The organism is Thalassotalea sp. SU-HH00458, from assembly GCF_040362795.1.
Lineage (GTDB): Bacteria > Pseudomonadota > Gammaproteobacteria > Enterobacterales > Alteromonadaceae > Thalassotalea_H > Thalassotalea_H castellviae.
On the sequence record NZ_BAABWW010000007.1, the window covers coordinates 248,150 to 260,685 of the forward strand.

The following is a 12,536-nucleotide window of genomic DNA, read 5'->3' on the forward strand; positions in this document are numbered from 1 at the left end:
TTATCTACGATTGCGATTGCCACCTGTTCTACCACTATTATGTGGTTTATGGCGACGTTGGCGAGGCTTAGGTTTAGGAAAGTCAGTGATTAATGATTCATGATCATATTTACTGACCGGTAATGTATGCTCGATATAAGTTTCAATAGCAGGCAAATTAAAGACATATTCTTCACAAGCAAAACTAATTGCATGCCCGGTTGCACCTGCACGACCGGTACGACCAATACGGTGAACATAATCTTCGCAGTCATCCGGTAAATCATAATTGAAGACATGAGTGACTTGTGGAATATGCAAACCACGAGCTGCGACGTCTGTTGCCACTAAAACATCAAGCTGTCCATTGGTAAATTGTTCTAATATTTTTAAACGACGTTTTTGGACTACATCGCCTGTTAATAGGCCAACTCGGACATTATCTGCAGCTAAATGCGCATGAATATTTTCACAACTATGTTTGGTATTGGCAAAAATGATGGCTTTGTCTGGCCAGTCTTCTTCAATTAGCGTTTGCAGTAAATTCATTTTATCTTCGTTAGAAGGATAAAAAAGCTCTTCAGAGATACGTAGATTGGTTTTTTGCTCAGGCTCAACTTCAACACTAACGGGGTCGTTCATGTGTTCAAAAGCAAGTTCTTTGACCCGAAATGATAAGGTTGCAGAAAACAACATACTTAAACGGTCGGTTGCTGCTGGCATGCGATTAAACATGTAACGGATATCTTTAATAAAACCTAAGTCAAACATACGGTCCGCTTCATCTAAGACGACCACTTCAATATTACTTAAGTTATAAATGCCCTGTTTCATATAATCGAGTAATCGACCACAGGTACCAATTAAAATGTCAACACCCGCTTCCAGTTCTTGACGTTGGCTGTCGTAGCCTTCACCACCATAAACAACGCCTAAGCGAAGTCCGGTACTTTTCGCCATTTCTAGCGCGTCACGATGAATTTGTATGGCAAGCTCACGGGTAGGTGCCATTATTAACGCTCTTGGCTGTTTTTCAACTTTCGCTGGTTTTTGTAATAAGTGATGAAAGGTTGCCGCTAAAAAGGCAATGGTTTTACCTTCACCTGTTTGTGCTTGCCCGGCGATATCTTTGCCTTCAAGTAATACGGGTAAAGATTTTGCTTGTATGGTTGTGCATTGTGCAAAGCCCATGGCATTTAATCCAGCAACGACTTGAGGCGCTAAATTAAGCTCTGTGAACTTTGTATCTGATAAGTGTGTATTATTCATGGCGCTTAGCTTAACAGGTTATCTAGTTAATAAATACTGTCTCGATAATACGATGGTATAATTTTTAACAATAGCCGTTTTTAACGTGAAAAAAAACACTTAATTTGGCCATGATGGCTTGAAAAATACAAGAGTATTGGTAATTCATTTTGTTGCGGGTATAATCCTGATCAGTTTGGCGATAAATGCCACCATTAACGGAGAGAAAAATGAGCGATAAAATTATTCAGTTATCAGATGACAGCTTTGAAGCTGATGTATTAACCGCATCAGGCTTAGTTTTGGTTGATTTTTGGGCTGAATGGTGTGGTCCATGTAAAATGATCGCGCCTTTACTAAATGACATTGCAGAAGAATATGCAGGTCAAGTGACTGTTGGTAAATTAAACATAGATCAAAATGATGCTACACCACCTAAATATGGTATTCGTGGTATTCCAACGCTATTATTGTTTAAAGACGGTGCGGTAGCTGATACTAAAGTGGGTGCATTATCAAAAACTCAATTAAAAGAGTTTATCGATAACAACTTATAACGATAAAAAGGCTCGTACAATGCGAGCCTTTTTGTTACCCGACTTTTGCTTAACCTTAAATATAAGCAGAGATAATTTTTGTTACTTTACCTCCTGAGAATTTAGTGCTAACTTTATACCTCAACGGAAAATAACATTTCTAAATTCAAACTCTATCCATTAACACAATGCCAAATTGGCAAAATCAAACAACGTTAAACATCTAAGAACCTCTAATATGAATCTTACCGAACTCAAAGAAAAATCCATCAGTGAACTTGTAAAATTAGCTGAATCAATGAAACTTGAGCATCTTGCTCGAAATCGTAAGCAAGATATAATTTTTGCTATTTTAAAAGCGCATGCTAAAAGTGGCGAAGATATCTTTGGTGGTGGTGTTCTTGAAATCCTTCAAGATGGTTTTGGCTTTTTACGATCAGCAGATTCTTCATATTTAGCCGGCCCGGATGACATTTATGTATCGCCAAGCCAAATTCGTCGTTTTAGTATGCGAACGGGTGATACGATTCATGGCAAGATTCGACCGCCTAAAGATGGCGAACGATATTTTGCCTTACTGAAAGTTAATGAAGTTAACTTTGATAAACCTGAAAACTCTCGCAATAAAATCCTTTTCGAAAACTTAACACCAATTCATCCTGATCAACGAGTCACCATGGAACGCGGCAACGGTTCTACTGAAGATATTACGGCTCGTGTATTAGATTTAGCTTCTCCTATTGGTAAAGGTCAACGTGGTTTAATTGTTGCGCCCCCGAAAGCAGGTAAAACGCTTCTCTTACAAAATATCGCGCAAAGTATTGCTTATAACCACCCAGAATGTGAGTTAATGGTATTGCTGATTGATGAACGTCCTGAAGAAGTTACAGAGATGCAACGTTTGGTTAAAGGTGAAGTGGTTGCTTCAACTTTTGATGAACCTGCAAACCGTCACGTTCAAGTGGCTGAAATGGTAATTGAAAAAGCTAAACGTTTAGTTGAACATAAAAAAGATGTTGTTATTTTACTTGATTCAATAACACGTTTAGCGCGTGCATATAATACGGTGATCCCTTCATCGGGTAAAATATTGACGGGTGGTGTTGATGCTAATGCATTGCATCGTCCAAAACGTTTCTTTGGTGCAGCACGTAACATTGAAGAAGGTGGTAGCTTAACGATTATCGCAACTGCCTTAGTTGATACTGGCTCTAAAATGGATGAAGTGATTTACGAAGAATTTAAAGGTACCGGTAACATGGAATTACACCTTTCTCGTAAAATTGCTGAGAAACGTGTTTTCCCTGCTATTCATTTTAACCGTAGTGGCACACGTCGCGAAGAGAAATTAACGAAGCCAGATGAGCTGCAAAAAATGTGGATATTGCGTAAAATTGTCCATGAGATGGGTGAAATTGATGCCATGGAGTTTATGATTGATAAACTTGCCATGACTAAAACGAATAATGACTTCTTTGATTCGATGAAGCGTAAATAATCCGTTTTAATCCTTGTCTTTATTTTAAAGCGTTAGTTGCAAGACTAGCGCTTTTTTATTGCTTAAGAATGTTGTCAATTTCAAAATTACCCCTATGCTTTTATTAAACGTATCTATTTCAATATAAACTTGAGGTAGATATAGTGGGCAAAATTCGTGCATTTTTCATACGACAATCGTTTGCAGATATTATAGAATGCCCCTTTTTTAACCCTAATCGGCGGTAATTTACATGATACGGAACTTTCTAAGTGGTATTTTCCTGTTTCTCGTTCAATTAACAGCTGGTTTTTCATACGCCCAAGAACCACTTTCGCAGGCAACTGAGCACCCTGAAGTACAATTAAGAGTTGTAACAGAAGATTCTTTTCCTATTCAGTATCTTGAAAATGGCAAAGTGCTTGGTCCTTCTACTGAATTAGTTAAATCAGTGCTTGATGAAGCGGAAATTCCGTATTCTATTGAAGTGCTGCCATGGGCGAGAGCCTATAATGTTGCCTTAACTCAACCAAATACCTTGATATATTCATTAGCCCGAACGCCCCAGCGAGAAGAGTCGTTTCAATGGATCGGTAGTGTATTACGTTTAAATTACTATTTGGTAGGGATGGAGTCTTTGCAGTTAACGTCACCGGTTACGTTAGCGTCACTAAAGAAGTATAAAATTGGTGTTATACGCGGCAGCGCGACTGAGCAGTACTTAATCTCGCAAGGATTTAACAATTTATATTTAGTCAGTAAGCCATCACAAAGTATTAATATGTTGAAATTAGGGCGAATAGATCTATTCCCGTCGAATTACTCTAGTTTTCAATTGTCTTGTTTGCATTTGAAAGTAGACTGCCAAGCGATAAAACCGTTTTATCATTTAGAGCAGCTTTCAACGTCGCTATATTTTGCATTAAGTAAGCAAACTGAAAATGAAGTTGTTGATAAAATAACAAAAGCTTATCAAACAGTTATGCAGCGCTCTGCTGAGTAAGTCCCCGTAAGTTTCTTTAATAATGATGTCTTTAATGTACATATCAGTATAATAACGAAAAATTTCTCAGTAAAAACGATAATGAAATACAGTGATTTAAGAGATTTTATCGCCCAACTTGAAAAATTGGGTCAGTTAAAGCGCATTACGCAGCCAATATCTACTCATTTAGTAATGACAGAGATCAGTGATCGAACCTTACGGCAAGAAGGTCCGGCATTGCTATTTGAAAACCCAGTAAATGAGCATGGCGAGCCAAGCAAAATACCAGTTTTAACGAATCTATTTGGTACGCCAGAACGAGTTGCTTTAGCTATGGGGCAAGAAGATGTAAATGCTCTACGAGATGTTGGTAAGCTGCTTGCCACGTTAAAAGAGCCTGAGCCTCCCAAAGGTTTTCGCGATGCGATGGATAAGTTGCCTTTGTATAAGCAAGTGCTAAATATGCCGGTAAAAGTCATTAAAAAGCCGCTATGCCAGCAACACGTTTTTAGCGGTGATGACGTTGATTTAACTCAGCTGCCGATTCAAAATTGTTGGCCAGGTGATGTTGCTCCTCTTATTACTTGGGGGTTAACGGTAACACGTGGTCCTCATAAAGAACGCCAAAATTTAGGTATTTATCGTCAACAATTAATTGCTAAGAATAAAATTATCATGCGTTGGTTGTCTCATCGTGGCGGTGCATTAGACTTTCAAGAGTTTAAAAAAGAAAATCCCGGTAAAAATTATCCAGTTTCTGTTGCTTTAGGTGCTGATCCTGCCACTATTTTAGGGGCGGTTACGCCAGTACCGGATACGCTTTCAGAATATGCTTTTGCAGGTTTATTGCGTGGAGCTAAAACAGAAGTCGCGAAATGTATAAGTAATGATTTAGAAGTGCCAGCTACGGCTGAAATTATTTTAGAAGGTTATATTGATCCAAATGAAATGGCACCTGAAGGTCCATACGGCGATCATACCGGTTATTATAATGAAGTTGATAATTTTCCTGTGATGACTGTAACGCATATCACCCAACGAAAAGACCCTATTTATCACAGTACTTATACCGGACGACCGCCTGATGAGCCGGCCATTTTAGGTGTTGCACTTAACGAAGTATTTGTCCCAATTTTGCAGAAACAATTTCCAGAAATTCAGGATTTTTATTTGCCACCAGAAGGCTGCTCTTATCGATTAGCGGTGGTGACTATTAAGAAACAATATGCTGGTCATGCGAAAAGAGTCATGATGGGCGTTTGGTCTTTCCTTCGTCAATTTATGTATACTAAGTTTGTTATCGTTTGTGATGACGATGTTAATGCGCGTGATTGGAAAGACGTTATCTGGGCGATGACTACTCGAATGGATCCTAGTAGAGATACTGTATTAATTGAAAATACCCCGATTGATTACTTAGATTTTGCTTCACCGGTTTCAGGACTTGGGTCAAAAATGGGGATGGATGCAACCAATAAATGGCCAGGTGAGACCACTCGAGAATGGGGCGAACCCATAGTAATGGACGAGAGCGTTAAAAGTGAAGTCGATGAACTTTGGAATGAACTCAATATTTTTGAGTAACGTAAATATTTAAATTTAACAGTGTAAAACTGTGATATATAGGTTAATAAATGAAAGAAATACAGTGTCAGGTTCAGTCAATTACGGCATTAACTGAGTATGTTTATAAAATATTATTAAAGCCCGCCGAACAAGTTGACTTTTTACCGGGACAATATTTGAATTTTGTCATGAGTGATGAAGACAAAAGACCCTTTTCCATTGCAAGTTCGCCTGGTGATGATCTGATTGAATTACAAATCGGTGCTTTTGGCGCTGATAGTTATCCAATGCAAGTAATTGAGTTTATAAAAGAAAATTCTCAAGTAACCATTGAAATACCTCTTGGAAATGCGGCATTGAAAACGGAAAGTGAGCGACCTGCTTTATTGATTGCTGGTGGTACAGGCTTTTCGTATATTAAATCAATGTTTGAATATTTGGCTAAGCAAAAATCGACAAAAGAAATTCTAGTGTATTGGGGCTTACGTGATCCAAGTGCCTGCTATGAATTAGAGAAAACTGCAGCAACTATTGAGCAATTAGCTCACGGGAAATTTAATCCGGTTGTTGAAACACCTCATGATGATTGGCAAGGTCGAATTGGTATGGTGCATAAAGTGGTCATGAAAGATATTGATAACTTAGGTGATTATGATATTTATATTGCCGGCCGTTTCGATATGGTAGGTGCGGTTCGTGATGATTTTATTGCCCGCGGTGCAAACATCAATCATATGTATGGCGATGCTTTTGCCTATATTTAATAGAAGCAACATGTAATATTTTAAGCCACCTTTATTAGGTGGTTTTTCATTTAATCTGGATTACTTTTTAAACCAAGCCAAAAGAGAGCGCAAAAAGTTAATGTTTAATACGCCAATGTCAAAACAACGATTAACGTTTAGCACCTTGTTGCTTTTCCTCGGACTAGTGTCAGTTTCTGGCTGCGGTGGTGGCAGTAGTAAGAGTACTAATGTAGGGAATAACATAGATAACGCGCCCGTTTTACAAGTACCTGCAACCGGTGAAGCAGGTGATGGTCGCTTAACCGAAATTATTGAATATTTGCGTATTGAATCAAATTTACCTGCATTAGCAGGAGTATTAATTTACGATGGTGAAATAATAGAGCTTGGTGTGAGTGGTCGCAGAGCAATCACAAGTGATAACGAAGTGACAATCGAAGATAAGTGGCATGTTGGCTCGCTGACTAAATCGATGACATCAACACTGGCCGCTAAGTTAGTTCAAGAAAATATCATACAATGGCATACCACGATTGCAGAAGTATATCCTGAATTGTCTGACAGCATGCAATCGCAGTATTTATCGGTAAAGCTTTCTGAGTTACTTTCACATACCGCAGGTTTTGAAGAAAATTTACCGAGCCTTGCCAATTACTATCAAGATAATGACGAGATCACTATTCAACGACAAAAGATGGTTGAAGAAGCATTAATGCTTCAGCCAAATAATGCTCGAGGAGAATTTCACTATAGTAATTTAAGTTATATGGTGGCGGGTGCGATGATGGAAAAACTTACAGGGCAAAGTTGGGAATTGCTAATAAATAATTATGTTTTTCAACCACTCAATATGACAAATACCGGGTTTGGTGCGCCTGATATTGAAGGTGACTTTCAACAGCCAGTTGGCCATAGCCAATCAGGAAATAGTTGGCAAGCGGTTATGGTATCCGACAGTGAAATAGCAGATAATCCACCCGTTATTGGCCCAGCAGGAACTGTGCATGCAAGCTTAACTGATATGGCACGTTATCTATCGGCACATTTAACGGGCGCAAGAGGAGAAAGTGTTCACGGTTTTCTTAGTGCGGAAATGTTTGCAGTGTTGCACCAAGATACTAGCGGCACAGGCTATTCGTTAGGCTGGGGGATCAATGATGGTGTACTAATACATAGTGGTAGTAATACAATGTGGTTAGCAAAAGCCGTTATTCGACCACAAAATAATACCGCGATTTTTGTAGTAACCAATGCCGCAGATCTAGTCTCTAGTGATAGCAAAGCCGTTATTGCTACCGATAAACTTATTGAAGAGATAAGAAAGCGAGCTAGTTTGGTTTATGGGGATTGATGATTTAACAATATAATGTTCAAAACAGGAAAAATAGAATGAGTAAAAGTAAACGTAGTAAAAAATCTACGCCAACGAGTCAAGCAGACATTGGACGTGGTTCTATTAACGATAATTTTTTAGCCGCAATCGTGACGTCTAAAATGTACAAGTTACAAGTTGTGAAAGCGAAAAAAGGTAAAGGTTCTTTCCAGCGTAACGACAAACACAAAGGAAAAAGCAAGCAAGACTCTTATTTAATAGCCGTTTAACTATTTATCATTTAATGATGATTAAGTGTTTATTAAATAAGAGTTTTCGTTATTTTTAATATCGCTAAAAAAGAAAATAAGTTAGTGGTGTTCAACCACTAACTTATTCAACACTTCAATTGCTTTTGTTAACTCATTTTGCTTTTCAAGCACGTGAGCAAAGGTAATTAAATCAACCCTATCATATTGCTCACCTGCTAAATGTACCAGTGAATTAAACGCTTTTTCAGCCATGGACCATTGTTGTGAATTTGCGGCTAAATGCGCTAAACAACTTAACCATTGCGCATTGTGTTGATCATGATGTAAATGCTTTTGAACCGCTTGTATTAATTCATCTGACGAAGTTAAAGGTAAACTGCGCATTTGCTTTAATAGCTTTTCATTCGCCCCTTTTTTGATAACCGGTAGCAAAATTTTACTTAATGGCTGAGTAATTTGGTTTTCTGCTAATACACGGCAATAGGCAAAAACTACTTGCTCGCGCTGTTTTATTTTTCTGCCGAGATTGTTCCAATAGGTATTGAGTGCTTCACTATTTTGTTGCTGTATTTGTTCATTAAAGACACCAAAAAATGCAGTGGCTTCCCATTGTTCAATCGTGTCATTTGTGATGGTTTTACTTTTTCTTGCAGCAATTAATTGTTCCACGACATAACTAAAGCGATTTTCAATCAAACTCAAGGTAATTTCTTGGGCGAGTAATCTATCATCATGACCAATATGTTTATGATGGTTATCAATTAACTGACGAGCTTGGCCGTACTCTTCATTGTCAATCAATAGCTGAATAGTCACTAACACAGATTCTAGGCCAACATCTTTAAGGTTTTCTTGATTGTCCGCTAATTGAGCGAGATAGTGCTTTGTGTTGGTTGTTAAACCTTGTTTATTAGCGGCACTGGCTGCTAATAAATAGGCAATTTGTTCAAAGTGGCTTGGCTCGGCACTTTTTACCAATAAATGCTCTGCTTGTTGATGATCACCAAGAATATAGGCCGCAATGCCCTTCTTTAAGTTTCGTAACGCTCTACGTTGGCTGGCAAAAGCAAATTTATTCCATGCGCCTAGGCTTAAATTAAACCCGCCTCGTATGACTCTAATGATGATAAGCAAGATAATAAATAGCGTGACTAGCATTAAGGTTGCTGTCACAACCGTAGATTCAATTGTTAGGTTGCCAAGCGCGATTAAAATGTAACCCTTTTCACCTATTAGCATAGGGCTAATGGCAATCGCAGCAAAAAATAAAATTATAAGTAGGATAATCCGTTTCATTAGGCATCCTCTAAAATAGTTTTTTGCTGAGTTTCTTTTTGCGTTTTAGGAGCTTGCTGACTTGGTTGTATATTATCTTTCTTGACAGGTTTCTCAGGAAGAGTCTCCTTTGCTCCCTCTTCAGAAATGGTGGTTTGTTGAGGGCTATTTGTTGAATTTTCTTCAATCACATTTTCTAAAACGGTTGTTTGCGACTTATTTGCAATAATGTGACGAATGGCACCCAAAGCACTTAACTTGGTTGGGTAATCATAACTGATAGTTTTATCTTTGAGCAGTTGAATGTTTTGATAAAATTTTGCGGTTTCAAGGTGCCCCAAATCAAAATAATCACTCAACCATTGTGAGATATCTGCTAATGTTTCAGTGAATAATAAGGACTTTTCTTCACTAGCAGCCCATTGCGCTTGTTGTAGTTTTAACGCTAAATTTTCTTTCAAATGTTGTTGATTTTTTGCTGACATTAAAGGTTCAACATTACCTTCTCTGCGACGAACGGTAATAAAATCGGCTAAAAATCTTTGCCAAGTTTTCGATAGATTACTTTGCCAATCAGCAGTATTTTCAGATAACTCTAAACTTTGCTCTTGATTGTTGCTGTCTGGAATTGTTGCCATCGCAAAACTTAATTGTGGAATTTGTTTGGTCAAAGCTAATAATGACAAGATCACTTCTTCAGTTTCTAAGGCGGGCATCAGTTTTAAAGCGACAGTGTCTTCTCGAATAAGCTGTCGAATCGGTAAAAACTCAGGATTATTTAATTCTTTAATGCGAGCATCGGCATCTTGTAATAAATTGATGGCTGCCGTTGTGTCATGCTCTAACCAGATAGTTCTACTTGCAATACGAATTAAATATTCCGCTTCATGAATTAACCAATCGCTTGGTTGATTTTGTTTCAGTGCCTCGAGTTGTGTTGTTAATTGTGTAATGCGGTCTTCGCTTTGCTCGGTAATGGCGCTAAGTTGATTATTTACTTGTGCTTCAATGGCTGATTTTTGTTCTGAAATCAATTGATTAATACGTTGTTCGCTAGCAGTGTTCAGAGTAATTAATTGTTGGGCAATAGCATCACTTTGTTGTTTATTTTGCTTGTCATGTAAATAATGTACACCCCCAACCCCTATGATGGCGATTATTGCGATTAATAAAGCAACAATTGCGGTTTTAGATGTTTTATTTTCGAACGTTTGAGTTGCTTTCATTTTTCTAGTAGCCGTTGAAGTTGAGCTGTGTTTTGGTGCTGCGCTTGAACGTTTGTCGGATACAGAACTTGAAGCTGAGTCTACGTTGGTAGAGTCAGTGGTTTGGTTGAGACTTGCAGCAATTTTAGCTAATTTATCTTGCGTACTCTCATCAGAAGGCGATGATGACGCTGTTGCTGAATTTTCACTGTCTTTAGGTTTATTAGTGTCAGTCATTCTTTGATTCCATGTTCAGCAAGGTTGAGATAATTGTTTGATTATTTGCACTGTGCGCGTTAACAATATTTTTTAAACCTAGTTGCTTGGCGGTATGTGCGATACGTTCACTTACTACTAGCCATAAGCATGTGTTTTGCCAGTAATTATCGGTAACGTCTATTAATTCTACTACACGTTTTAATAAATCGTTACTAGTAATAATAATAGTATTAATATTTTCCTGTTGCCAAAGGTCAAGGTCTTGTGAAGAAAGTGCTAACCATTCGCGTCGGTAACTCTCTAAGTATTCGACATCAGCGCCTCTAATACAGAGTTGTTCAGCAAGAAATTCACGCCCACCATCACCTCGAACAATTAAAATATTTTTATGGTTTTGCTTGATCTGAGCTGGGATAAATTGAGGTAAAGCTAAAATACCTTCACTGTTATGTAGTTCAGGGCAAATCGCTTGAATACCTAACGTGGTTAATGCCGTTAAAGTTTTTTTACCAACGGCGACTATCAACTGCTTACTATTAATCCAAGATGATAACGAAAATGCTTGATTGGCATATTCAACGGCCGCTGCACTGATAAAAATAACTATGCTCGGTTGAAGTTTTTCAACTTGCTCAGCAATGGCTAACTGAGTGGTATTTAGGCGATAAGTGAATAGCGGTTGGCATAAAGAAGATATACCAACCTCATTAAGCGCATCTTGTAATGCTAGGCCTTGTTGTTGTGGTCTTGTGATCGCTACCTTGAACGGTTTTGACATTTACTGCTGCTCGTAAACCTGTTTTAAAATTACATCAGCACCTTGCGCTAATAATTTTTCAGCAAGTGTCAGGCCGAGTTGTTCTGCGTCAGCAATATCTCCCGTAACATTATCCGTGATGATTTTTGACCCATCTACCGCGCCGACTAAACCACGTAAATACACTTGCTTGTTATCTATGACGGCATAACTGCCAATGGGTACTTGGCAACCACCTTCTAAAGCACGGTTCATCGCACGTTCAGCCAGAACCCGAATGCGAGTTGTTTCACAGCCGAGCGGCGCAAGCAATGCTTTGATTGTTTGATCATTGGTTCGACACTCAATACCCACCGCACCTTGCCCATTAGCAGGTAGCATGACTTCAGGTTCAATAAATTCTTGAATACGCTCAGGCATTTTTAAGCGGATCATGCCTGCTGCTGCTAAAATAATGGCATCGTAATCACCCTTATCTAATTTCGCTAAACGGGTATTTACATTGCCGCGTAAATCACGAATGTCTAGATCAGGACGTAAGGCTTTAATTTGACATTGGCGACGTAAACTCGAAGTACCAACTATCGCGCCTTGGGGTAATTCATCAAAACTGTTAATTGTGTTTGAAATAAAGGCATCACGTGGGTCTTCACGCGGGCAAATTACTTCTAAGCCTAAGCCGTCAGGAAACTCCACAGGTACATCTTTCATTGAATGCACGGCAATATCGGCACGATTTTCTAACATGGCTACTTCAAGCTCTTTAACAAATAACCCTTTACCACCAACTTTCGCTAAAGGCGTGTCTAAAATCACATCACCTTTTGTGGTCATTGGCACTAATTCAACTTGAATATCAGGATGAAAGTGTTCGAGTTTGGCTTTAACATATTCAGCTTGCCATAACGCTAGCGCACTTTTACGGGTGGCAATTCGTACCGTTGTTTGAGTCATGTTTT

The 12,536-nt window shown here is 38.6% G+C and carries 12 protein-coding genes; 7 read left to right on the top strand and 5 right to left on the bottom strand.

The annotated features are described in order from the left end of the window. Positions 1-1,248, bottom strand: coding sequence for an ATP-dependent RNA helicase RhlB (gene rhlB / locus ABXH06_RS12730; protein ID WP_353518479.1), 1,248 nt, complete (start codon positions 1,246-1,248; stop codon positions 1-3). A gap of 209 nt (positions 1,249-1,457) precedes the next feature. Here rhlB and trxA point away from each other — a divergent pair, with 209 nt between their 5' ends. From trxA to arfA, 7 genes are all read left to right on the top strand, one after another. Continuing rightward, entirely contained in the window at positions 1,458-1,784 is a 327-nt protein-coding gene (trxA, locus tag ABXH06_RS12735) for a thioredoxin TrxA (protein WP_311585035.1), read from the top strand. A gap of 217 nt (positions 1,785-2,001) precedes the next feature. Beyond that, on the top strand, positions 2,002-3,261 hold the full coding sequence (rho, locus tag ABXH06_RS12740) for a transcription termination factor Rho (RefSeq protein WP_311585032.1): 1,260 nt from the start codon (positions 2,002-2,004) through the stop codon (positions 3,259-3,261). Between the two features lie 232 nt (positions 3,262-3,493). After that, a complete protein-coding gene (locus ABXH06_RS12745; protein ID WP_311585028.1) occupies positions 3,494-4,243 on the top strand; it encodes a substrate-binding periplasmic protein in 750 nt (249 codons plus the stop codon). A gap of 81 nt (positions 4,244-4,324) precedes the next feature. Further along, positions 4,325-5,809 carry a 4-hydroxy-3-polyprenylbenzoate decarboxylase gene (gene ubiD, locus ABXH06_RS12750; RefSeq protein ID WP_353518480.1) on the top strand — a complete coding sequence of 495 codons (1,485 nt, stop codon included), beginning with the start codon at positions 4,325-4,327 and terminating at the stop codon, positions 5,807-5,809. Between the two features lie 50 nt (positions 5,810-5,859). Further along, positions 5,860-6,555 carry an NAD(P)H-flavin reductase gene (gene fre / locus ABXH06_RS12755; protein ID WP_353518481.1) on the top strand — a complete coding sequence of 232 codons (696 nt, stop codon included), beginning with the start codon at positions 5,860-5,862 and terminating at the stop codon, positions 6,553-6,555. A gap of 100 nt (positions 6,556-6,655) precedes the next feature. Beyond that, positions 6,656-7,888, top strand: coding sequence for a serine hydrolase domain-containing protein (locus tag ABXH06_RS12760; RefSeq protein WP_353518482.1), 1,233 nt, complete (start codon positions 6,656-6,658; stop codon positions 7,886-7,888). Positions 7,889-7,926: 38 nt separating this feature from the next. Further along, the gene (gene arfA / locus ABXH06_RS12765) at positions 7,927-8,139 is read left to right on the top strand and encodes an alternative ribosome rescue factor ArfA (RefSeq protein WP_311585015.1); all 213 of its coding nucleotides are present in this window, start codon (positions 7,927-7,929) and stop codon (positions 8,137-8,139) included. Between the two features lie 81 nt (positions 8,140-8,220). Here arfA and ABXH06_RS12770 read toward each other — a convergent pair whose 3' ends face one another. Genes ABXH06_RS12770 through hemC form a run of 4 tightly spaced genes read right to left on the bottom strand, consistent with a single transcriptional unit; the run spans position 8,221 to position 12,531 of the window. Then, positions 8,221-9,417 (bottom strand): heme biosynthesis HemY N-terminal domain-containing protein, encoded by a 1,197-nt coding sequence (locus ABXH06_RS12770; RefSeq protein ID WP_353518483.1) that lies wholly within the window; start codon positions 9,415-9,417, stop codon positions 8,221-8,223. Then, positions 9,417-10,838: a uroporphyrinogen-III C-methyltransferase gene (locus ABXH06_RS12775; RefSeq protein ID WP_353518484.1), complete on the bottom strand. Its 1,422-nt coding sequence runs from the start codon at positions 10,836-10,838 to the stop codon at positions 9,417-9,419. Before ABXH06_RS12775 ends, ABXH06_RS12770 begins: the two co-directional genes overlap by 1 nt. Beyond that, positions 10,831-11,598: a uroporphyrinogen-III synthase gene (locus ABXH06_RS12780; protein WP_353518485.1), complete on the bottom strand. Its 768-nt coding sequence runs from the start codon at positions 11,596-11,598 to the stop codon at positions 10,831-10,833. Before ABXH06_RS12780 ends, ABXH06_RS12775 begins: the two co-directional genes overlap by 8 nt. Then, complete coding sequence (hemC, locus tag ABXH06_RS12785) at positions 11,599-12,531, bottom strand: hydroxymethylbilane synthase (RefSeq protein ID WP_311584994.1); 933 nt, start codon at positions 12,529-12,531, stop codon at positions 11,599-11,601. Between the last annotated feature and the right edge of the window lie 5 nt (positions 12,532-12,536).

Bases quoted from the DNA above. Each gene is read 5' to 3' on its own strand.
- arfA (WP_311585015.1), top strand. From the start codon at position 7,927: ATGAGTAAAAGTAAACGTAGTAAAAAATCTACGCCAACGAGTCAAGCA.
- rhlB (WP_353518479.1), bottom strand. From the start codon at position 1,248: ATGAATAATACACACTTATCAGATACAAAGTTCACAGAGCTTAATTTA.
- ABXH06_RS12770 (WP_353518483.1), bottom strand. From the start codon at position 9,417: ATGAAACGGATTATCCTACTTATAATTTTATTTTTTGCTGCGATTGCC.
- hemC (WP_311584994.1), bottom strand. From the start codon at position 12,531: ATGACTCAAACAACGGTACGAATTGCCACCCGTAAAAGTGCGCTAGCG.
- ABXH06_RS12780 (WP_353518485.1), bottom strand. From the start codon at position 11,598: ATGTCAAAACCGTTCAAGGTAGCGATCACAAGACCACAACAACAAGGC.
- ABXH06_RS12760 (WP_353518482.1), top strand. From the start codon at position 6,656: ATGTTTAATACGCCAATGTCAAAACAACGATTAACGTTTAGCACCTTG.
- fre (WP_353518481.1), top strand. From the start codon at position 5,860: ATGAAAGAAATACAGTGTCAGGTTCAGTCAATTACGGCATTAACTGAG.
- ABXH06_RS12775 (WP_353518484.1), bottom strand. From the start codon at position 10,838: ATGACTGACACTAATAAACCTAAAGACAGTGAAAATTCAGCAACAGCG.
- rho (WP_311585032.1), top strand. From the start codon at position 2,002: ATGAATCTTACCGAACTCAAAGAAAAATCCATCAGTGAACTTGTAAAA.
- trxA (WP_311585035.1), top strand. From the start codon at position 1,458: ATGAGCGATAAAATTATTCAGTTATCAGATGACAGCTTTGAAGCTGAT.
- ubiD (WP_353518480.1), top strand. From the start codon at position 4,325: ATGAAATACAGTGATTTAAGAGATTTTATCGCCCAACTTGAAAAATTG.
- ABXH06_RS12745 (WP_311585028.1), top strand. From the start codon at position 3,494: ATGATACGGAACTTTCTAAGTGGTATTTTCCTGTTTCTCGTTCAATTA.